Annotated in this window: 20 protein-coding genes; 12 read left to right on the top strand and 8 right to left on the bottom strand. The window is 70.9% G+C overall.

Annotated elements, in window-relative coordinates:
* Positions 1-125: 125 nt before the first annotated feature.
* Positions 126-1,355: a HupE/UreJ family protein gene (locus ACSJDX_RS06390; RefSeq protein ID WP_438354708.1), complete on the bottom strand. Its 1,230-nt coding sequence runs from the start codon at positions 1,353-1,355 to the stop codon at positions 126-128.
* Between the two features lie 159 nt (positions 1,356-1,514).
* Here ACSJDX_RS06390 and ACSJDX_RS06395 point away from each other — a divergent pair, with 159 nt between their 5' ends.
* From ACSJDX_RS06395 to ACSJDX_RS06415, 5 genes are all read left to right on the top strand, one after another.
* The gene (locus tag ACSJDX_RS06395; RefSeq protein WP_438354709.1) at positions 1,515-2,180 is read left to right on the top strand and encodes a hypothetical protein; all 666 of its coding nucleotides are present in this window, start codon (positions 1,515-1,517) and stop codon (positions 2,178-2,180) included.
* A 91-nt stretch (positions 2,181-2,271) separates the two neighbouring features.
* Entirely contained in the window at positions 2,272-4,590 is a 2,319-nt protein-coding gene (gene purL, locus ACSJDX_RS06400) for a phosphoribosylformylglycinamidine synthase subunit PurL (RefSeq protein ID WP_438354710.1), read from the top strand.
* Between the two features lie 10 nt (positions 4,591-4,600).
* A complete protein-coding gene (locus ACSJDX_RS06405; protein ID WP_438354711.1) occupies positions 4,601-4,735 on the top strand; it encodes a hypothetical protein in 135 nt (44 codons plus the stop codon).
* Positions 4,736-4,907: 172 nt separating this feature from the next.
* Complete coding sequence (locus ACSJDX_RS06410; protein ID WP_438354712.1) at positions 4,908-5,741, top strand: hypothetical protein; 834 nt, start codon at positions 4,908-4,910, stop codon at positions 5,739-5,741.
* A 9-nt stretch (positions 5,742-5,750) separates the two neighbouring features.
* Complete coding sequence (locus ACSJDX_RS06415; protein ID WP_438354713.1) at positions 5,751-6,479, top strand: hypothetical protein; 729 nt, start codon at positions 5,751-5,753, stop codon at positions 6,477-6,479.
* 20 nt (positions 6,480-6,499) lie between these two features.
* Here the strand turns inward: ACSJDX_RS06415 and ACSJDX_RS06420 are convergent, their stop codons facing one another.
* From ACSJDX_RS06420 to ACSJDX_RS06430, 3 genes are read right to left on the bottom strand one after another with little or no spacing between them, the layout of a single operon-like run.
* Positions 6,500-7,387, bottom strand: a complete 888-nt coding sequence (locus ACSJDX_RS06420) for a glycine betaine ABC transporter substrate-binding protein (protein ID WP_438354714.1) — start codon at positions 7,385-7,387, stop codon at positions 6,500-6,502.
* A 15-nt stretch (positions 7,388-7,402) separates the two neighbouring features.
* Positions 7,403-8,368: an ABC transporter permease gene (locus tag ACSJDX_RS06425; protein WP_438354715.1), complete on the bottom strand. Its 966-nt coding sequence runs from the start codon at positions 8,366-8,368 to the stop codon at positions 7,403-7,405.
* The gene (locus tag ACSJDX_RS06430; protein ID WP_438354716.1) at positions 8,365-9,660 is read right to left on the bottom strand and encodes a quaternary amine ABC transporter ATP-binding protein; all 1,296 of its coding nucleotides are present in this window, start codon (positions 9,658-9,660) and stop codon (positions 8,365-8,367) included. The genes ACSJDX_RS06425 and ACSJDX_RS06430 overlap by 4 nt, the downstream gene beginning before the upstream one ends.
* Positions 9,661-10,098: 438 nt before the next feature.
* Between ACSJDX_RS06430 and ACSJDX_RS06435 the strand changes: the two genes are divergently transcribed.
* From ACSJDX_RS06435 to ACSJDX_RS06450, 4 genes are all read left to right on the top strand, one after another.
* Entirely contained in the window at positions 10,099-10,488 is a 390-nt protein-coding gene (locus tag ACSJDX_RS06435; RefSeq protein ID WP_438354717.1) for a GntR family transcriptional regulator, read from the top strand.
* Complete coding sequence (locus ACSJDX_RS06440) at positions 10,485-11,390, top strand: ABC transporter ATP-binding protein (protein WP_438354718.1); 906 nt, start codon at positions 10,485-10,487, stop codon at positions 11,388-11,390. The genes ACSJDX_RS06435 and ACSJDX_RS06440 overlap by 4 nt, the downstream gene beginning before the upstream one ends.
* Positions 11,387-12,073: a hypothetical protein gene (locus tag ACSJDX_RS06445; protein ID WP_438354719.1), complete on the top strand. Its 687-nt coding sequence runs from the start codon at positions 11,387-11,389 to the stop codon at positions 12,071-12,073. The genes ACSJDX_RS06440 and ACSJDX_RS06445 overlap by 4 nt, the downstream gene beginning before the upstream one ends.
* Positions 12,074-12,273: 200 nt before the next feature.
* Positions 12,274-12,774, top strand: coding sequence for a hypothetical protein (locus ACSJDX_RS06450; protein WP_438354720.1), 501 nt, complete (start codon positions 12,274-12,276; stop codon positions 12,772-12,774).
* 45 nt (positions 12,775-12,819) lie between these two features.
* Here the strand turns inward: ACSJDX_RS06450 and ACSJDX_RS06455 are convergent, their stop codons facing one another.
* Positions 12,820-13,119, bottom strand: a complete 300-nt coding sequence (locus ACSJDX_RS06455; protein WP_438354721.1) for a chorismate mutase — start codon at positions 13,117-13,119, stop codon at positions 12,820-12,822.
* Positions 13,120-13,210: 91 nt separating this feature from the next.
* Here ACSJDX_RS06455 and ACSJDX_RS06460 point away from each other — a divergent pair, with 91 nt between their 5' ends.
* Positions 13,211-14,368, top strand: a complete 1,158-nt coding sequence (locus tag ACSJDX_RS06460) for an AI-2E family transporter (protein ID WP_438354722.1) — start codon at positions 13,211-13,213, stop codon at positions 14,366-14,368.
* Here the strand turns inward: ACSJDX_RS06460 and ACSJDX_RS06465 are convergent.
* Together ACSJDX_RS06465 and ACSJDX_RS06470 are read right to left on the bottom strand one after the other, a co-directional pair.
* The gene (locus ACSJDX_RS06465; protein ID WP_438354723.1) at positions 14,365-15,585 is read right to left on the bottom strand and encodes a lactonase family protein; all 1,221 of its coding nucleotides are present in this window, start codon (positions 15,583-15,585) and stop codon (positions 14,365-14,367) included. The genes ACSJDX_RS06460 and ACSJDX_RS06465 overlap by 4 nt on opposite strands.
* Positions 15,585-16,871, bottom strand: coding sequence for an adenylosuccinate synthase (locus ACSJDX_RS06470; RefSeq protein WP_438354724.1), 1,287 nt, complete (start codon positions 16,869-16,871; stop codon positions 15,585-15,587). Before ACSJDX_RS06470 ends, ACSJDX_RS06465 begins: the two co-directional genes overlap by 1 nt.
* A 78-nt stretch (positions 16,872-16,949) precedes the next feature.
* Between ACSJDX_RS06470 and ACSJDX_RS06475 the strand changes: the two genes are divergently transcribed.
* Positions 16,950-17,669 carry a Pr6Pr family membrane protein gene (locus ACSJDX_RS06475; protein ID WP_438354725.1) on the top strand — a complete coding sequence of 240 codons (720 nt, stop codon included), beginning with the start codon at positions 16,950-16,952 and terminating at the stop codon, positions 17,667-17,669.
* A 105-nt stretch (positions 17,670-17,774) separates the two neighbouring features.
* Here ACSJDX_RS06475 and ACSJDX_RS06480 read toward each other — a convergent pair whose 3' ends face one another.
* Positions 17,775-19,649 (bottom strand): carboxypeptidase regulatory-like domain-containing protein, encoded by a 1,875-nt coding sequence (locus ACSJDX_RS06480; protein ID WP_438354726.1) that lies wholly within the window; start codon positions 19,647-19,649, stop codon positions 17,775-17,777.
* A 111-nt stretch (positions 19,650-19,760) separates the two neighbouring features.
* Here ACSJDX_RS06480 and argG point away from each other — a divergent pair, with 111 nt between their 5' ends.
* Entirely contained in the window at positions 19,761-21,203 is a 1,443-nt protein-coding gene (gene argG / locus ACSJDX_RS06485; protein ID WP_438354727.1) for an argininosuccinate synthase, read from the top strand.

A 21,203-nucleotide genomic window follows, 5' to 3' on the forward strand; every position in this document is an offset into this window, starting at 1 on the left:
AGGGGTTCGTCTGCGAAGGTCAGACAGGTTCACGTTTTTCCTGTGAGATGGACGCGGGGTGAACGTTGATGGACCGCAACCATTTCGGTGAGGAGAACTCTCAGGTTCTCCTCAGGGAATCCAGGTCAACCCCATCCGAAGATGCGCTGCACGAACCAGATCAGACCCGCCCCCGTGACCGCCGCAGCGAGGGCCACCGTCGCCCAGAGCCCGACCCGCGGCATCCGTCGTCGCAGCAGGGTCAGCAGCGGGAACACGATCGCGATGATGCCGATCTGCACCGCCTCGATGCCGAGGTTGAACACCAGCAGCGACCACAGCAGGGTCCAGGACCACGGCTCCTCGATGCCCAGCGCCGACGCGAACCCGAGGCCGTGCACGAGGCCGAACAGGAACACCACCCCCAGCCGCAGCCAGCCGGCGCGGTCGAGGCCGAGCGGGCCGCTGGCCTTCGTGAGCTCGGGGTCGACGCCCTTCGTGCGCCACATCCGCACGAGGTACCAGGCGGCGACGATCGCGATCGAGAGCGCGATGACGGGCTCGATGATCTCGGCGGGCAGCGAGATCAGGTGCACCGCGGCGAGGATGAACGTGATCGAGTGCGCCACGGTGAACGCCGTCGCGGCCAGCACCACCTCGCGCAGCCGCCGGGACCCGGCGATCAGGGCGAGCAGGAAAAGGATGTGGTCGATCCCGAGCAGCAGATGCTCGGCGCCGAGGGCGAAGAACTCCCAGAACCGCTCGGGCACGCTCTGCTCGGTCGAGAACGACGACCGCGAGGCATCCAGCGCCGCGCTTCCGCTCGCGCCGTCGATCTCGTAGGTCAGGATCGTCTTGGTGTCGCGCACGAATCCCTCGTCGTCGGGGAAGAGCCGGCTCGTCACGATGTGGCCGACCGCGTCGGACGGACACGACTCGGTGAGCACGACCCGCGCGTACGGCACGCCCTGCTGCTGCGTGATCGTGATGTCACCGCCGAGGGTCGGCGTGCAGTCCTGACCGCCCGAGCTCACGGTGAAGCGATCGGCGAGGTAGGCCTGCAGCGAGGCGGAGTGGGCCGCGAGCGCCGCCGCCATCGCCGTCTCGTCGTTGCTCTCGAACGCGGGCGTGCCCTCGCGGAAGAGCGGGTCGTCGCGCTGCGTGTCGGCGACCGACACGATCAGCAGGTCGTACTCGAGCTCGAGCGTCGCCTGCACGGCGCCGTGCGCGTCGCGGGCGATCGCGGCGTAGGCGACGGAGCTGAAGCCGTGCGCCTGGGCGGTGCCCGCCGAGACGAGCGGCAGGACGATGGATGCCGCGACCGCCGCCGCAGCGAGGATCAGGCTCGACGCGACGCGCCGCGGACGTGAGGACATGGTGGGGGACTCCTTCGGGGCCGCCCGCACTGTGGCGCGCGTTCGTGAACGGCCGGGGGCGCGGATGCGAACGGCATCGGAACGGTGCCGCCTGCGAGTGGAGGCGACGGGGCGGATGCCTCAGGGTGGGTAGCGCCCGCCCCGTCCGGAAGTCCCGCCGTGCCCTCTCCCCGCTCCGCCCTCGCCGTCTCGCTCGCTCTCGCGAGCGCTCTCCTGCTCGCCGGATGCGCCGTCGGAACGGGGTGGGACCCGCGCACGGTGCCGCACGCCGCCCCCCAGGGCGCCGTGCAGACCGGGTTCGTGCCGGCCGCGACCCCGTCGCCCGAGGCCACGATCCAGCCCCGCGCCGGCTCGTGGGGCGACCTGCGCCCGGCGCCGGGCTATCGCGTCGTGCTCCTGACCACCGGCGAGGACGCTCCGACCACCACGATCCGCACCGCGGTGGCCGACTGGGCGGGCGAGGTGGGCGCCGACCTGCGCACGGTGCGCGCCGACAGCGCGATCATCGACGGGGCCGTCGAGGCGATGGACATGCACCCCGATCTGATCGTGATCGCCGGGCACGACCTCATCGACCCGATGGCGATCGTGACCGCCAACCACCTCGATCAGCAGTTCCTCGTCGTGGGCGCGGAGCTGGCCGAGCCCACCGGCAACGTCACTGCCGCGGACTGGACGGGTGCGTCGTTCCGCGGCGAGGGCCTCGGCGCGGCATCCGGCTACGACCCCGCGACCTTCACGCCCGAGCGGGCGGGCGCGGCGCTGCGCGCCGGCGTCGCGTCGGTGCTGAGCGGGATGACCGGCATCGTCCTCTGGATCGACTGACGGACAGCTTCCGCCGCGGCGAGAGCGGGATCGTGCGACGAACTAGAATCGTTCACTGTCCGGCATCCCCTCAGCTCTGGAGCTCCGCCGCGTGACCGCACCCCTCATCGACACCGTCGACAACGCCGCCGCCACGCCCGAGAAGGAGCAGCCGTACGCGGCGCTGGGGCTCAAGCCCGACGAGTACGCGAAGATCCGCGAGATCCTGGGCCGCCGCCCCACCTCGGGCGAGCTGGCGATGTACTCCGTGATGTGGTCGGAGCACTGCTCGTACAAGTCGTCGAAGATCTACCTCCGCCAGTTCGGGCAGAAGGTCAGCGACGAGATGAAGACGCGCCTCATGGTGGGCATGGGGCAGAACGCCGGCGTCGTCGACGTGGGCGAGGGCTGGGCGGTCACCTTCAAGGTCGAGTCGCACAACCACCCGAGCTACATCGAGCCGTTCCAGGGCGCCGCGACCGGCGTCGGCGGCATCGTGCGCGACATCATCTCGATGGGCGCACGCCCCGTCGCGATCATGGACCAGCTGCGATTCGGCGCCATCGACGACCCCGACACGGCACGCGTCGTCCACGGCGTCGTGTCGGGCATCTCGTTCTACGGCAACTGCCTGGGCCTGCCCAACATCGGCGGCGAGACGGTCTTCGACTCGGTCTACCAGGCGAACCCGCTCGTCAACGCCCTCGCGGTCGGCGTCATGCGCCACGAGGACATCAAGCTCGCCAACGCCTCCGGCGCCGGCAACAAGGTCGTGCTGTTCGGCGCCCGCACCGGCGGCGACGGCATCGGCGGAGCATCCATCCTCGCCTCCGACACGTTCTCGGAGGGCGGCCCGACCAAGCGCCCCGCGGTGCAGGTGGGCGACCCGTTCGCCGAGAAGGTGCTCATCGAGTGCTGCCTCGAGCTATACCGCGACGACCTCGTCGAGGCGATCCAGGACCTCGGCGCCGCCGGCATCTCGTGCGCGACCTCGGAGCTGGCGGCCAACGGCTACAGCGGAATGCGCGTCTCGCTCGACAACGTGCTGCTGCGCGATCCCTCGCTCACGGCGGAGGAGATCCTCATGTCGGAGTCGCAGGAGCGCATGATGGCGATCGTCGCGCCCGAGAAGCTCGACGCGTTCCTGGCCGTGGTCGGCAAGTGGGACGTCGAGACCTCGGTGCTCGGCGAGGTGACCGGTGACGGCCGCCTCGTGATCGACTGGCACGGCGAGCGCATCGTCGACGTCGACCCCTCGACGGTCGCGGTCGACGGTCCGGTGTACGAGCGCCCCGTCGCCTACCCGACGTGGATCGACGCCCTGCGCGACGACTCCGCCGCCGCACTCCCGCGCTCGGCCGACCCCGCCGAGCTCGAGGCGCAGTTCCGCGCGCTCGTGTCGAGCCCGAACCTCGCCGACCCGTCGTGGATCACCAACCAGTACGACTACTACGTGCTGGGCAACACCGCGCTGTCGTTCCCCGACGACGCGGGCATGATCCGCGTCGACGAGGAGTCGGGCCTGGGCTTCGCGATCGCGACCGACTGCAACGGCCGCTACTGCCAGCTCGACCCTTACCAGGGCGCGAAGCTCGCCCTCGCCGAGGCCTACCGCAACGTCGCCGTCACCGGCGCGGTGCCCACCGCCGTCACCGACTGCCTCAACTTCGGCAGCCCCGAGAACCCCGAGGTCATGTGGCAGTTCAGCCAGGCCGTCGAGGGTCTGAGCGACGGATGCCTCGAACTCGGCATCCCCGTCACCGGCGGCAACGTCTCGTTCTACAACCAGACGGGCGATGTCCCGATCCACCCGACGCCCGTCGTGGGCGTGCTGGGCATCATCGACGACGTCGCGCGCCGCATCCCGTCGGGCTGGCAGGACGCCGGCGAGAACATCTACCTCCTCGGTGTGACCGCCACCGAGCTGAGCGGATCGCAGTGGGCCGGCACGATCCACGGTCACCTCGGCGGGCGCCCGCCGGCAGTGGACCTCGCCCAGGAGAAGAAGCTCGCCGATCTGCTGCACGCGGCCGGGCAGCAGTCGCTCGTGTCGTCGGCGCACGACCTGTCCTCCGGCGGTCTCGCGCAGGCTCTCGCCGAGGGCGTGCTGCGCTTCGGCGTCGGCGCACGCGTGTGGCTGCGCGAGATCATGGAGCGCGATGGAGTGGATGCCGCATCCGCCCTCTTCGCGGAGTCCACCGGACGCGTCATCGTGACCGTGCCGCGCGAGGACGACGTGAAGTTCCGCGGGCTGTGCGACGGACGCGGATACCCGGTCCTGCGCATCGGCGTGACGGACGTCGCGGCCGACGGCGCGGCCGCGCTCGAGATCCAGGACGTGCTCACGATCACGGTGCCCGAGCTGCGCTCGCTCGCGACCGCGACCCTGCCGGCCGCGTTCGGCGAGATCGTCGCCGAGCCCGCCGTCTAGACTGACGACCATGGCAGACGACGAGGAGTACGCGAACTTCGAGACCGCCCGTCAGCGGCGCACGAAGGTCGTCGCGTGGGTCGTCATCGTCGCGCTCATCCTCGTCGGCGGCGGCGCCACGGTCATCGCGCTCCTGTTCGGCTGACCGTCGGGCGACGCGCGCCCGCGCAGCATCCGCTCTCCCCTCGTCGCCGGGGACTGCCACACTTTCCGGCGTCCGCCCCTACGAATCTCGTGGGGCAAACGCCGATTCGTGTCACGAATCGGTCAGTGGACGGGCGGGGAGAGGCGAGGGCGCGCCCCCGTAGCATGAGGGCATGGACCCGCTCACCCTGTGGTGGATCGCCCCGGTCGCGCTCGCGGGCGGCGGGGCCGTGTGGGCGGGCGTCCGGCTGCGTTCCCGCATGAGGTACCGTCCTGACCGCCCCATGAGTCGTGGCGCCGCGCGCCGGCTCGCGCTCGATGCCGCGCTGCACGACCTGCAGCAGGCGCAGGATGCCTCGGCCCGCGCCCGCGCGGAGGTGCAGGCCGCGCAGGCCGAGGTTCTGCGTGCCCAGGCGCAGTCCCCGCCGCTGCCGGCGGCCGTCGCCGGGTCGCGGCGGCGCCTGCAGGTCGCGCAGCGGGAGGTCAAGGCATCCCTCGCCGCGGTCCGCGCACGACGCGCCTCGGTCAAGGTCGCCCGCGCGACCGCACCGGCCTGGAACGCCGCGGCCGAGACGCTGCCGCTCGCGACGCTGATGGCCGAGCATGACGCCCTCCGAGGACGGTGGATGGCGTACGAGACCGACCCGGCGCTCGCGATCTCCTATCCGTCCATGAGCGACGCGCAGGCACCCGCCCTCGCGGGCTTCCTGCGCGCCGAGCGACTGGCGGCGCAGCTGCGGCCGTCGTCCTCCGACGCGCGCACGACGCCGGCCGCGTTCGCCGCCTATCGCGACGCGGTGCGCGATGCGCGTCACGCCTTCGATGCGGCCGAGTTCGATGCCCGGCGGCGAGCGGGCGAGCCGACCGGAACGCCCGGCGACGCGTGGGCGGGAGTGGCGCAGGATCTCGCCGACGGCGCGCAGCGCGCCTTCTGGAGCGGGATCGATGCGATCCGGGAGCGCACCCGCAGGCAGCCTCCGCGAAGCGAGAGGCGACCCCGGGCTTAGCATTGCCTCGTGGAGTGGTGGTGGTACTGGTGGCTGATCTTCCCCGTCATGGGCGTGGTGGGGGGCGGTGTCCGCAGATGGCAGCGCGGAGCAGCTGAACGCCACGAGCGGCGGCTCGAGATCATCCAGGCGAAGGGCGAGCTGCGCGCCGCCCGCACCGGCGCGGTCGCCCTGCCGGCGGCATCCGCCCCTCCCCCGGTCGCCGAGCCGTCGCAGCGCGTCCAGCTCGAGAAGCTGATCGCGACGCATGACGACATCACCCATCGATGGCTCGACTACGAGCTCGATGTGGCGAAGCTGATCGCGTTCCCCGCCATGAGCGACGGGCGTCAGCCCCTCACCGCCGGGTTCCTGCGGGCGAAGAAGATCGCCGACCGGCTCCGTCCCGAGTCGGCGGACGTGCAGCTCACCCCCGACCAGCAGGCCGAGTACCGCGCCGCGGTCACCGACTTCGAGGTGGCGTTCGACCTGGCCGAGCGAGACGCCCGCCGCATCCGCGACTCGTCGTTCACCCCGGCCGAGCGCAAGCGGCTCGACACCGCGCAGCAGCTGCTCACCGTCGCCGTCGACCAGGCGGCCACGCCCGCCGAGCGGCAGCTCGCGTACAAGCGGGTGCGGGAGGAGCTCGACGGGCTCATCGCCGTGTCGGACGAGGCCATCGAGGTGCTCGAGAAGAAGGTGGCCCTCGAGATCACGACGGGCACGACACCGCAGCCGAAGGACGCCGCAGAGGGATGACTCAGCGGCGTCCCCGCCGCCTACGAGGTCAGCGAGTCGACCCACGTCCGGTTCGCCGCGACCCACTCCGCCACAGCGGGGCCGTGGTCGTCGCCTGACGCGCCGTTGAACATCGCGTCTTCGAGCGAGTAGAGCAGCTCGTTGTTCATCCGGAAGGCGGAGATCCACTTCTGCACGTCGGGGAACTCGTCGGCGAACGAGGTCGACGCGACGGAGTGGATGCCTTCGGCCGCCCCGAGGAGGCCGTCGGGGTCTTCGAGGTCCTTGACCGGGAACGCGTTGTACGCCCAGTGGGGGCGCCACAGCGTCACGGCGATGTTCTGGCCGGCATCCGTGGCGCGCTGCAGTTCGGTGAGCATGGCCGGAGTCGACGAGACCGCGAACTCCATGCCGCCCAGACCGTATCCGGGGATCACATCGTTCTGCGTGACTGTGGTGAGTCCGGCGCCCGCCTCGATGCCGACGAGCCGGTTGCCGAACAGGTCGGCTTTGGCCGCGAGCTCGGTCAGCGACGAGATCGGGGCGTCCTCGTTCACGGCGATCGTGAGCTTGGCCTCGTCGTTCCAGGCGCCGAGGTCGACCAGCTGGTCGCCGTAGGTCTGCATGTAGTCGGCGTGCGTGATCGGCAGCCACGTGTCGAGCGCGAGGTCGTACTGCCCGTTCGCGACGCCGGTGTAGGCGGCCGCGGGGTCGGCGTACACGAGGTCGACGGCGTAGCCCTTGTCCTCGAGCACGTGCTTCCACAGCTCGGACGCGGCGATGCCCTCGTCCCAGCCGTTGAAGACGGCGACGGTGATGGTGCCCTTGCCGTCGGACGGCGGCGCGGTCGCGGTGAGCGCGCCGTTCACGAGCAGACCGGCGGTGCCGACGAGCGCGACGCCGGCGGCGATGGTGCGGAGCGTGTTCATGGGGATCCTCTCGACTCAGGCGTGTGCGGGCTCGGGGGCGACGACGTCCGCGGGGGCGGAGCCGGGGACGGATGCCGCGGCATCCGTCGTGCGCGCGCCGTCCTCGCGGCCGCGAGGCATCCGTCGTCGCTGCGCCCGACGACCGGACCGGCGCCCGGGGGCGGCGAAGCCCGAGGTCACCCGGTCGAGGATCATCGCGAGCACGACCACCGACAGGCCCGCCTCGACGCCCAGGGCGATGTCGATGCGGCTGAGGCTCGAGACCACCGCGCCGCCGAGGCCGCCGGCCCCGACCATTCCGGCGATGACGACCATCGACAGGCTCAGCATGATGACCTGGTTGATCCCGGCCATGATGCTCGGCAGGGCCAGGGGCAGCTGGATCTGACGCAGGATGCGGCCCGGCGTCGCGCCGAGCGCGTTGCCCGCCTCGACGATCTCGGGGTCCACGCCGCGGATGCCGAGCTCGGTGAGCCGCACGCCGGGGGCGAGGGCGAACACGATCGTGGCCACCATCCCGGGCACCGGTCCGACGCCGAAGATGAGCATCGCCGGGATGAGGTAGACGAAGGCGGGCATCGTCTGCAGGAAGTCGAGCACGGGGCGCAGCACGGCCGAGACGCGGTCGCTGCGCGCAGCCCAGATGCCCAGCGGCACCGCGATCGCGACGGCCACGGTGGCCGCGAGCAGCACGAGGGCGAGGGAGTCCATCGCATTCGACCACTGCCCCATCGCGACGATCAGCACGAGCCCGAGGGCGCTGCCGACGGCGAGACGGATGCCGCGCGACCACAGCGCGAACGCGACGACCACGAGGACGACGACCCAGAACGGCGGGGTCGACAGCGAGGCGTCCAGCCACGCGTACACGGCGCGGAACACGACCGCGACGGCGTCGAACAGCCAGCCCAGCGCGCCGATCGTGCCGCGCACGGCACCTTCGACGACGTCGCCGAGGGGGAGACGGAAGAGATCGTTCATCGGGCGCCTCCCTCGGTGGCGAGGGCGGGTTCGGCATCGACGCTCGCGAACGCGGTGGCCAGCTCCGACGCCGTCACGGTCGCGGGCAGGTCGATCACCGGGTTCTCGCGCGTCACGGCCGGGACGTTGCCGAGCGCGGCGAGCAGCGTCACGCGCGGGATCACCCCGACCAGCCGGCCGCGATCGTCGACCACGGCCACGGGGAGGGGACTCTCGACCGCGCGCTCGACAACGTCGGTGAGCGAGTCGTCGGGCGCGACCACGGTCGGCGCGGGACGTACGATCGCGCGCAGGTCGGTGACGCCGTCCTTGACCGCGCGGATGACGGCGCGGTCGGTCACCACGCCCACCAACCGGCGGTTCTCGAGCACGGCGACCGCGCCGGTCTGCAGATCGCGCATGACCTTGAGCGCTCCGCGCACGCCCGCCGAGACCGGCGAGGTGGCGATCGGCGGCTCCATGACCGATCCGGCGGTGAGCACCCGGGTGCGGTCGACGTCCTGCACGAACTGGGCGACGTAGTCGTTCGCCGGATCCGTGAGGATCTCCTCGGGGGTGCCCTGCTGCACGATGCGACCGTCGCGCATCACCGCGATGCGGTCGCCGAGGAACATCGCCTCGTTGAGGTCGTGCGTGATGAACACGATGGTGCGGCCGAGCTCGCGCTGCAGCTCGATGAGCTGCTCCTGCATCTCGCGGCGGATGAGGGGGTCGAGGGCGGAGAAGGCCTCGTCCATGAGCAGGATGTCTGTGCCCGCCGTCAGGGCGCGGGCGATGCCCACGCGCTGGCGCATCCCGCCGGAGAGCTCGTCGGGCATCGCGTCGGCGCGGTCGCCGAGGCCGACGCGGTCCAGGATCTCGCGGGCCCGCTCGCGGCGCTCGTCGCGTCCCACGCCCTGGATCTCCAGGGCGTACGCGGCGTTGTCCAGCACGGTGAGGTGCGGCAGCAGGGCGAAGTGCTGGAACACCATCGAGACGGAGCGCTGACGGATGCCGCGCAGCTCCTTCGCCGGAGCCTTCGTCACGCTGCGGCCCTGCACGAGCACGTCGCCCGCCGTCGGCTGCAGCAGTCCGTTCAGCATCCGGATGACGGTGGACTTGCCGGAGCCGGACAGGCCCATGATCACGAAGATCTCGCCCGCCTCCACGGTGAACGACGCGTCGATCACGGCGGCGGTGCCGCCGACGTCGTCGCGGTGGACGCCCTGCCTCAGGCGTTCGACGGCGGCCTTCGGGTTGCGCCCGAACACCTTGAACAGATTCTTCGCTTCGATCGCATGCGCGACGGTCACTGTGATCCCCCTCGCGGCCCGGTGCAGGGGCCGCAGCGGTCTCGCCCGGGTGACGGTCGTCGGGCGCACGCGCCTCGTCGGGGGGATGTCGGATCCCCCGCATCGACCGCCGACCGTACGCTCACCCACACGGCGGAGCTGTCGATGCCGGGGCGACCGCGGACTGGTCGGGAGGCCCACGCGGGGCCTCACCAAACGTTTCACGCCTTCATAGCCGCCGCAAATTCGACGCCTCGCCGTCACGCCGCTACGCCCGCGCGTGATAGCACGCGCGGCATCCGCCCTGCCCTCTCCTCCTCGATCGGTCGCAACACGCCGCGCGCGGGCCGAGCCAGACGGCGAGTCGCGACCGGTCGAGAGGGGAAGCCGGGGTTGACAGGGTGTGATGAGCGTTGCATGGTTAGTTACTGAAGTAACTAACCAACGAACGAGGTCGATGTGATCGAAGAAGGTCGGGCGCTCTTCCTGCAGATCGCGGAGAGCGTCGAGGACTCCATCGTGGACGGCAGCCTGCCCGAAGGGTCGCAGGCGCCGTCCACGAACGAGCTCGCCGCCTTCTATCGCATCAACCCCGCCACCGCGGCCAAGGGGGTCAACATGCTCGTCGACAAGGGCGTGCTCGTGAAGCGACGGGGCGTCGGCATGTTCGTCGGCGACGGGGCGCGCGACATCCTGCTCGCGGACCGCCGCACGGCGTTCGCGGAACGCTTCATCACCCCTCTGCTGGCCGAAGCCCGCACGCTCGGGCTCACGACCGACGACATCGCCCGGCTGCTGCGCGAACGCGCGGCCGAGGCATCCGACACCCACGAAGGGAACCGACGATGACCGACACCGTCATCGATGTGCGTCACCTCACGAAGGTCTACGGCGGCGTGCGCGCGGCCGACGACGTGAGCTTCTCGATCCGGGCCGACACCATCTACGGCCTGCTCGGACGCAACGGCGCCGGCAAGACCACCATCATGTCGATCCTCACGGCGCAGAACTTCGCCACGTCCGGCGAGGTGCGCGTCTTCGGCGAGGATCCCTACGAGCGGGCGCACGTGCTGCAGCGGCTGTGCTTCGTGCGGGAGGGACAGAAGTACCCCGACGACGCGACGCCCGCGCATGCGCTGAAGATGGCGCGCATCTTCTTCCCGCGGTGGGATCAGGGTTTCGCCGATCGTCTGGTCCAGGAGTTCCGGCTGCCGATGAAGCGCCGCATCAAGAAGCTCTCACGCGGACAGCTGTCGGCCGTGGGCGTGATCATCGGACTCGCCTCGCGGGCGGAGATCACATTCTTCGACGAGCCGTATCTGGGGCTGGACGCCGTCGCGCGCCAGATCTTCTACGACCGCCTGGTGGAGGACTACGCCGCGCATCCGCGCACGGTGATCCTCTCGTCGCACCTCATCGACGAGGTCTCGCATCTCATCGAGCGGGTGATCGTCGTCGACCAGGGCCGGGTGATCGTCGACGACGAGACCGATGCGCTGCGCGACTCGGCCGCAACGATCATCGGCGACGCCGACGCCGTCGAGGCGTTCGTCGCGGGTCGCGAGGTCATCCACCGCGAGTCGCTCGGCCGCGTCTCGAGCGTCACCGTGCTGGGGGCGCTGACGCCCGCCGACCGTGCGGCGCTCGGCGCGGCGGGCCTCGACGTCGGCCCCGTCTCGCTGCAGCAGCTCGTGGTGCGCCTCTCCCAGCGCGCCGACCGTCCGACCGACCTCTCGGAGGTGTCACGATGAACCGCACGCTCAACGTCGTCCGCATGCAGCTGGTGAACCGCCAGACGTTCGTGTGGATCCCGCTCATCATCCTGGGCGGCGCGTTCGTGCTCATGCTGGCCGTCATCTTCATGGTCCCGGGCGACGAGCCCAAGATCGGCGGGGCGGCGCAGGCTCCGCTGTGGTACTTCCTCGTCGTCGGGATCTATGCGCTCGCGCTGAGCTTCCCGTTCTCGCAGGCGATGGGCGTGACCCGCCGCGAGTTCCACCTCGGCACCCTCGCCACCGCGGCGCTCACCTCGATCATCCTCGCCGTCCTCTTCACCCTGGGCGGGCTCGTCGAGGAGGCCACGAACGGCTACGGCCGCAACGGCTTCTTCTTCCGCATCCCGTGGCTGACCGACGGACCGTGGTTCGTCACGCTGCTGATCTACTTCAGCGCAGCACTGCTGTTCTTCACGATCGGCTACACGGCGGCCGCGATCTACAAGCGCTGGGGCACGCTCTGGCTGACCGTGGCCCTGGTCGTGCTGGCCCTCGGCGTCGTCGGGCTCGGCTGGATCCTCATCGCCACCGGCACCTGGACGAGCACGTTCGACTGGGTCGGCGCGCAAGGCCCGCAGGGCGTCGGATTCGGGATGCTGGGCGCCACGGTGGTGCTGTCCGCGGCGTCCTACGGGGTGCTGCGCCGCACGACGCCGTAGGGCTCAGCGCTGCTCTCTCGCCCGCCCAACAGTCGCACCACGTCGCTGGAGGCGCCACGCGCGCGGCGAGTCGTGACCGTTCGGTGAAGCCGAGGTCACGGCGTGCCCGGTGACTTAGAGTGAGGGGGATTCGTCGAGGAGCAACGATGCGGACACGGACACGCACACTCGTGGGCGGGGTCCTCGCGTGCGCCGCGCTCGTGCTCGCCGGGTGCGCGGCACCGTTTCCCGAGCCGGTGCCGAGCGTCGGCGACGGCTATCCGGTGGAAGGTGTCCCGTGGGCGGTCGCGTGGCCCTCAGACTGGCTCGACGGCTTCGAAGGGGTGACGTCCGCGGGCCCGATCGTCGGGCTTCGGCTCGAGTACGTCGAGTCGCGTTGGCAGTGGCGCGTGCGGAGCGTCGACCCGGGGCGCGACATCCTGGGTGAAACGGTCACGGAACCCGATCGTGGGCGGGAGTCGTTGTTCGACGCCAGCACCCTGAAGGTGATCCAGGAACGACACGTCACCCTGACGCCCGCCGAGGTGGCCGGGGGTGGCATCGGCGCCTATCAAGCTGCACGCCTCTCGGGTGAGGTCTACCCCAACCCTCGACTGATCGAGCTCCGACGACAGGAATCCGGCGGAGTCCCGGTGTGGAACATCACGACCTACGACACCGACACAGGTCACCTGTCGCAGACAATCGTGCCGGACCGCTGACGCGGCGCCGTGCGTTCGGCGAGTCGTGACGGTTCGGCGGAGGACTCAGCGGTTCTCGGCCGCGCGCTCGTGGTGGTGGATGACCTCTGCCACCACGAACGTGAACCACTTCTGGGCGAACTCCGGGTCGAGGTCGGCGTCCTCCGCGAGGCTGCGGAGCCGCGCGATCTGACGTTTCTCGCGGTCGGGGTCGGAGGGAGGCATCCCGTGGACCGCCTTCAGCTCCCCGACCTGCTGCGTGCAGCGGAAGCGCTCGGCGAGCATGAAGATCAGCGCGGCGTCGATGTTGTCGATGCTGGCGCGCAGCCGGTGCAGCGTCTGGATCGGGTCGGCGGTCTCGGTCATGATCGTCCTCCTCTGGCCCTCCGACGATATCGCGGGCGGCGACCGTCGCCGTCTCCCGTCGGGGTGACGGGCGTCGCCCTAGAGTGTGACCATGAGTGAGAACCAGCCGGCGGCCGCGCAGCCGTCCCCCTCCGACGCTGCGGCCGGGAGCGAGGCATCCATCGCCGTCTCCGCCGACGAGGCGCCCGCGGGACGGGTGTTCTGGGGCCGGCTGGCCAGCCCCTTCACGGTCGGCTTCGGACTCGCCCTCGGTGCACTCGCGGCCGTCGTGCTCGGTCTCGCGGTGTCGAACCTGTCGACCGTCATCATCTACATCGCGTTCGCGCTGTTCGCCGCGCTCGGCCTCGACCCGATCGTGAAGTGGCTCGAGCGCCGCGGAGTGAAGCGCGTCTGGGGCATCGTGATCGTGTTCGCGGGTCTCGCGATCGTGCTGGTCGGCATCCTGTGGCTGATCCTGCCGACCGTCATCGCCCAGATCTCGTCGTTCGTGCGAGACATCCCCGCCACGATCCGGGCATTCATGCAGACCGATGCGTACCACTGGCTGGAGGGCATGTTCGGAGAGGGACTGAACACGCTGATCGGCGACCTCCAGACGTTCCTCACCAACCCCAGCAACCTGGCCGCGATCGGCGGCGGTGCGCTCCAGGTGGGTGTCGGCATCTTCTCCGGCATCTCGGGTGTCGTCATCGTGCTCGTGCTGACGCTGTACTTCGTCGCGTCGCTCGAGACGATGAAGGCGGCGTTCTACCGCCTGGTACCGGCCCGCAACCGCGCGCGGGTCGCCGACCTCACGGACGAGATCGCCGACTCGGTGGGGTCGTACCTCATGGGCATGGTGATCCTCGCGTTCATCAACTCGATCGTCGCGTTCGCGCTGCACGCGTTCCTGCAGCTGCCGTTCCCCGCGCTGATGGCGGTGCTCGCGTTCCTCATCACCCTGATCCCGCTCGTCGGCTCGGTGCTCTACTGGGGCACCGCGTCGGTGCTCGCCCTGTTCACCAGCCCGGTCGCGGCGATCATCTTCGCGCTCGTCTACCTCATCTACATGCAACTCGAGGCATACGTGCTCACACCGCGTGTCATGAGCCGGGCGATCTCGATCCCTGGATCGCTCGTGGTGATCGGGGCCCTCGTCGGCGGCACGCTCCTGGGCCTTCTCGGGGCGCTCGTCGCCATCCCCGTCACCGCGTCGATCCTGCTGATCGTGAAACAGGTGCTCATCCCCCGGCAGGATGCCAAGCTCTAGCGGGCCGGCAGGATGCGGGTGGGCGCCGGGGTCTCGGCGCGCGAGCGCACCCGCCCGGGCACGCCGGTGCGGGTGTCGAGGGTGAGCGAGACCACGTCGTTAGACCGCTGCCCGGCCACCAGGAGCGTGTCGCGCACCACGAGGTGATGCCGTGGCCAGTCGACGCCGGCGTCGACGAGCGCGACGCGCTCGAGGCGCTCGCCCGCCCCGCGCACGCGCAGCGTCGCGATCGTGTTCGACCCGCGCAGTCCCGCGTAGAGGAACTCGCCGTCGTGGGACATCGCGAGCTCCGCGGCGCTGTCGCCGTCGGCGGGCAGGGCCGAGGCGGGAACGCCGCCGAGCAGCCGCCACCGCCCGTCGCGATCGCGGCCGAGCGTGAACACCTCGCACGAGTACTCGGTCACGACGTGCAGGTGCCCGCTCGGATGCCGCACGAGGTGACGGGGGCCGGTGCCGAAGGGCAGCACCACCTCCGCGTCGAGCCGCAGTCCTCCGGGCGTCGGCCGCCAGATGCGCACCAGGTCGAACCCGAGATCGGTCGTGGCGATGCGCCCGTCGTCCAGGACAACGGCGGCGTGCGCCCGCGACACGCGAGCGGCGGATGCCTCCTCCCCCGACTCCTCGGGTTCGGCATCCTCCGAGGGCGCGTCGTAGCCCAGCACCAGGTGTGCGAACTCGTCGCCCACCGCGGCGCGCAGCGACCGTGCCGCGGCGGCGAGCTCGGCCTCCATCGCGCGGGTCGAGGCATCCATTCCCGATTCGGCATGCACCGCGGCGAACGGATCGACGGGGCCGGCGTGGGGATCGACGGCGGCCGCTCCGAGTACCGCGGCCGTGGGCGCGCCGGCGGCGTCCAGCGCCACCCGCACGACCCGGCCGTCGCCCCAGCAGCTCGCGACGAGGAACCCGCCGTCGGGCGCGACCACGGCGTGGCACACCGCGGCGCCCACCGCGACCGGCGCGCCCAGGGGCGCGAACGACGCTTCGCCGGTGCGTCGGAAGGCCGCGACCGCGCCGTCGTACTCCAGCGTGGCGTAGACGACATCGACGGACGGATGCTGCGCCACCCACGAGGGCGACGGGGCGGTCGCGACCGTCCCCGCGAACGCGAGCGCGCCCCCGGCCAGGGGTGCGTCGGCCGCACCCGCCACGAGCGTGCCGATGCCCGCGGCATCCCCGCCGCCGTCGGCGCCGTAGCCGCCGAGCCAGAACCTCATCAGTCGACGAGGTCGTGACGCACGATCACCGCGTCGCGGGAGGCTCCCACTCCGATCACCGAGATACGGGTGCCGCTCATCGCCTCGAGCGCGAGCACATAGTCCTGCGCCGCCTGCGGCAGCTCGTCGAACGCGCGCGCCGAGGAGATGTCCTCGCTCCAGCCGCGGAAGTACTCGAGGATCGGGGTGGCGTGGTGGAAGTCGGACTGGTTCACCGGGACCTCGTCGAACCGCCGGCCGTCGACGTCGTAGGCGACGCACACTGGGATCTGCTCCAGCCCGGTGAGGATGTCGAGCTTCGTCAGGACCAGATCCGTGATGCCGTTGATCCGCGTCGCGTACCGCGTGATCGGCGCGTCGTACCAGCCGACCCGGCGCGGACGGCCGGTGGTCGTGCCGAACTCGAACCCCCGGGAGCGCAGGAAGTCGCCGTTCTCGTCGAACAGCTCGGTCGGGAACGGGCCCGACCCCACGCGGGTCGTGTACGCCTTCACGATGCCCACGATGCGGTCGAGCCGGTTCGGACCGACGCCCGAGCCCGTGGCCGCGCCGCCGGCGGTCGCCGACGACGAGGTGACGAACGGGTAGGTGCCGTGGTCGATGTCGAGCATCGTGGCCTGGCCGCCCTCGAACACGACGACATCGCCGGCATCCAGTGCCTGATTGAGCAGCAGCCCGGTGTCGCACACCATGCTGCTGATGCGATCGGCGTAGGACAGGAGATCTTCGACGACCTCGTCGACCGTGATCGCCCGGCGGTTGAAGACCTTCACGAGCAGGTGGTTCTTCTGGTCGAGGGCGCCCTCCACCTTCTGGCGCAGGATGTTCTCGTCGAAGAGATCCTGCACGCGGATGCCCACGCGGTTGATCTTGTCGGCGTAGGTGGGTCCGATGCCTCGACCGGTGGTGCCGATCATGCGCTTGCCGAGGAAGCGCTCGGTCACCTTGTCGAGGGTGCGGTGGTACTGCGTGATGATGTGCGCGTTGGCGCTCAGCTTGAGCCGGCTGGTGTCCACCCCGCGGGCGTTGAGGGCTTCGAGTTCGGCGAACAGCACCTCGAGGTCGACCACGACGCCGTTGCCGATGACGGCGTTCACCCCGGGCGAGAGGATGCCGGAGGGCAGCAGGTGCAGGGCGTACTTCTCGTCGCCGATGACGACCGTGTGACCGGCGTTGTTGCCGCCGTTGAACTTGACGACCCAGTCGGTGCGCTCGCCGAGGAGATCGGTGGCCTTGCCCTTGCCCTCGTCCCCCCATTGCACTCCGACGATGACGATGCCTGGCATGGGTGCTCCCCCGTGTCGCGGACGCTGACATGCCATCCTATCGAGACAGCCCGGCGCAGCCGCCGATATGGTGGGCGCATGCTGCGCACACCGCTCTGGTCCACCGTCTGGTCCGTCCTGCGCGCAGCGATGGCGGTGACCATGATCGCGGCGATCGTGGCGCAGCTGATCGAATCGATGTCGCGCGCGGCGGGCCGCGGCGACGACGTGGCCGTGGTGGGCACGAACTTCTTCAGCTACTTCACGATCCTCTCCAACGCGGCCGCCGCGGTCGTGCTGCTGCTCGTGGTCGGCTGGCACGTCGCGGGAGCCCGACGCGGTGACGGCCCGCGGGTCGAGCCGCGCGGTCTGGCCGTGGCGCTCGTGTCGGTCTCGACCTACATAATCATCACGGGCATCGTCTACAACGCGCTGCTGCGGGGCGTACAGCTGTACCCCGGCACCGAGCCGATCCCGTGGTCCAACGAGACCCTGCACCTCGTGGCGCCGCTGTTCCTGCTGGTCGACCTCTTCGTCGGCCCGCACCGTCGGGCACTGCCCTGGAAGACCGTCGGGATCATCGCGATCTTCCCGATCGTGTGGGTCGTCTACACGCTCATCCGCGGACCGCTCGTGATCAATCCGAGCACCGGCGACCACTGGTGGTACCCCTACCCGTTCCTCAACCCGCACAACTTCGACAACGGCTACGGCACCGTCGTCCTCTACATCATCGGCATCGCGGTGGCGATCATCGCGATCGGCGCCGGCACCGTGTGGGTCGGCCGCCGACGGGGCCGAGCCGTCGACGCCGCCTGAGTCGACGATCCGATCAGCTGACGTCCTCGACCGAAGGGACGCAGATCGTCGTGCCCCGGTGCGGGAGGACGTCCATCTGCGTCCCCTCGCGCCCGAAGGCGGGGGTCAGCGGCCGCGGCGCACCGAGAGTCGACCGACGCCGACGAGGGCGACGCCCAGCATCACGGCGATCGCGCCACCGAGCACGGGTGCGCGCATGTCGCCGACGACCCCGGTCGCGGGGAGCGTGCCGCCGTCGCCCGTGCCGGCCGGAGCGGTGGTGGCCGACGGCGAGGGCGTCGGGGTCGGGGTCGGGGTGGGTGTCGGGGTCGCGGCGAGCACGAACGAGACGTCTCGGGTCTCGCCCGCGGCCGTGATCGTCACCGTCTGCGCGAGTGGCCCTGTGGCCTGGTAGCCGGCCGGCACAGCGAGGGTCACCGTGTAGCTGCCCGCCGCGAGGCCGTCGAGCGAGTACGACCCGTCGGCGCCCGTGGTGAGCGTGGTCGGGCCCCCGGGTCCCGCGACCGTGACGGTCGCGCCGGCGATCGGCGCTCCGCCGGAGTCGGTGACCGTGCCCGAGACGACGCCGGTGCGCACGGGGTCGAGCACGAAGTCGGCGGTGGCGTCCCCGGCGAGCGCCACGGTCTGCGTGGGAGCGGGCGCCGTGTAGCCCGGCGGGGCGGTGATCGTCACGTCGTACGATCCGGCCGGGATGCGCGGGAAGCGGTAGCTCCCGTCGGCGGCCGTCACGGTGGTGAAGGTGTCGGCGCCGCTCACCGCGGTCACCGTCACGCCCGCGACACCGTTCGGTCCGGCGGTCACGCGGCCGCTGAGCGTCGGGTTGGCCACGAGCGCGAAGTTCTGGCCGGTGATCGGATCCTCGACACCCGGCGGCACCACGATCGGGCCCGGTCCGGTTCCGGCCGAATACCCAGCGGGCGGGGTGACGGTCGCGGTCCACGTGCCCACCCCCACGGTGTCGAAGAGGTAGGAGCCGTCGCTGGCGGTGGTGGTGGTCAGGGTCGTGACCCCGTCGGTCAGGGTGACCACCACGCCACCGAGCGGCGCCCCGCCGCCGGTCACCGTGCCCGATACCGGCACAGGGATGATGTCGCGGATCACGAACGGCACGACCGCATCCGTCGTGGTGAGATCGGCCGCCGCCCGCGTGGGTCCGACCGCGATGCGCCCGGCCGGCGGGACGACCTCGACGGTGTAGCCGCTCGTCGCGGTGACCCCCGCGAAGGAGTAGGCGCCCGAGGCATCCGTCGTCGTGGTCGTGATCACCGCGCCGGTGGCGTCGAGCAGTCGCACCGTGACCGACCCCGCGCCCGTGCCCGCGTTCTGGTCGGTCACCGTGCCGGTGATGTCGCGCGCCAGGGTGGCGAACCAGGTCTGGTAGACCGGCAGGCCGGAGCGGCGGGTGAAGACGAACGACAGCGACGAGATCGGCTGGTTCGGCTCGAACCACGCCGACGCGCCGGCGGTGTCGGTGGCCGCCGCGTTGCCGGTGAGGGTGAGGGTCGCGGGGTCCCACGTGGGCACGTCGGTGGCGCTGCCGGTGCACGACGGCTTGCCCGCGACGCCTGGCGCGCAGTAGTTGAAACCGCCGCGGAATCCGAGAGCGGATGCCGCCAGTGCCGTCCCGTCGGGACCCACCGCGCGGATCTGCACCTGGTCGGCGTCGATGTCGCCGAGCACGAACGTCCAGCCCGAGACCGGAGTGGGCTTCGCGAACGTGTAGGTCGTGGTCGACGAGCCGGTGGGGGTGTCGGCGCGCGGACGGAGGTTGACGTAGGCCTGATCGCGGCTCGTGCCGTACTTCGCACCGACCGCGGTGCCCTCCGGCAGCCACGTGCTCGCGCCGGAGATGAGCCCCACCTGACCGCTGCGCGAGTCGCTGGTGAACGTGGCGTCGAGGGCGGGCAGCGCGGCGAGCGCGGCCCGGACGGCGCGGCGCACGGGGGATCGACGGGGGACGACTGGAGGCGCTGCGGTCATGCGATCCGACCTTCGTGAGAATCCGACGCTCGGCTGTGAGGAAGTCTGTCACACGGCCCGTGTCCCGTCACGGCGCGGGGCGAGGCATCCGTCGCAACTAAACTCGGAGGCATGTCGAAGGTCCTCCAGTCCCTGCCCGTCGGCGAGCGCGTCGGCATCGCCTTCTCCGGAGGCCTCGACACGTCGGTGGCCGTCGCGTGGATGCGCGACAAGGGCGCCATCCCGTGCACGTACACCGGCGACCTCGGTCAGCCCGACGAGGACGACATCGACGCGATCCCGGGTCGCGCGCTCGAGTACGGTGCGGAGGTCGCGCGCATCGTCGACGCCAAGCGCGCGCTCGTCGAGGAGGGCTTCGGTGCCCTGTCGTGCGGTGCCTTCCACATCCGCTCGGGGGGACGCACCTACTTCAACACCACGCCGCTGGGCCGCGCGGTCACCGGCACGCTGCTCGTGCGGGCCATGAAGGAGGACGGCGTCGACATCTGGGGCGACGGGTCCACCTACAAGGGCAACGACATCGAGCGGTTCTACCGCTACGGGCTGCTCGCCAACCCCGCCCTGCGCATCTACAAGCCGTGGCTCGACGCCGACTTCGTCACCGAGCTCGGCGGCCGGGCGGAGATGTCGGCCTGGCTCGTGGCCCACGGCTTCCCCTACCGCGACTCCGCCGAGAAGGCCTACTCGACCGACGCCAACATCTGGGGCGCGACGCACGAGGCGAAGACGCTCGAGCACCTCGACGTCTCGCTCGAGACCGTGGAACCCATCATGGGCGTGCGCTTCTGGGATGCCTCGGTAGAGATCGCGACGGAGGACGTCACCGTCACGTTCGACGGCGGGCGGCCGGTCGCGCTGAACGGCGTCGAGTATCCCGACCCGGTGGCGCTGGTCTTCGAGGCCAACCGCATCGGCGGGCGGCACGGCCTCGGCATGAGCGACCAGATCGAGAACCGCATCATCGAGGCGAAGTCCCGCGGCATCTACGAGGCCCCCGGAATGGCGCTGCTCTTCATCGCCTACGAGCGCCTGGTGAACTCGATCCTCAACGAGGACACTCTCGCGACCTACCACGAGCAGGGGCGGCGCCTCGGGCGCCTGATGTACGAGGGCCGTTGGCTCGAGCCGCAGTCGCTCATGCTGCGGGAGTCGATCCAGAAGTGGGTGGGGTCGACGATCTCGGGCACCGTGACCCTGCGCCTGCGCCGCGGCGAGGACTACACGATCCTCGACACCGTGGCCTCGGGCATGTCGTACTCCCCCGAGAAGCTGTCGATGGAGCGGGTGGGAGATGCCGCGTTCGGTCCGACCGACCGCATCGGGCAGCTGACCATGCGCAACCTCGACATCGCCGACTCCCGTGCGCGGCTCGAACAGTACGCGGGCCTCGGGCTCATCGGCGGCGCCACGGGCGACCTCGTCGGCTCCCTCGAGCCGGGGGCGTCCGACGAGATCACCGAGCGCGCCGAGTCGCTGAGCGCCGAGGGCACGGCACTCGCCGACGCGGTGGACGTGGCATCCGAGGGTTCCGCCTTCGACCTCGGCACCGACTGA

The organism is Microbacterium fluminis (assembly GCF_051549805.1).
GTDB lineage: Bacteria > Actinomycetota > Actinomycetes > Actinomycetales > Microbacteriaceae > Microbacterium.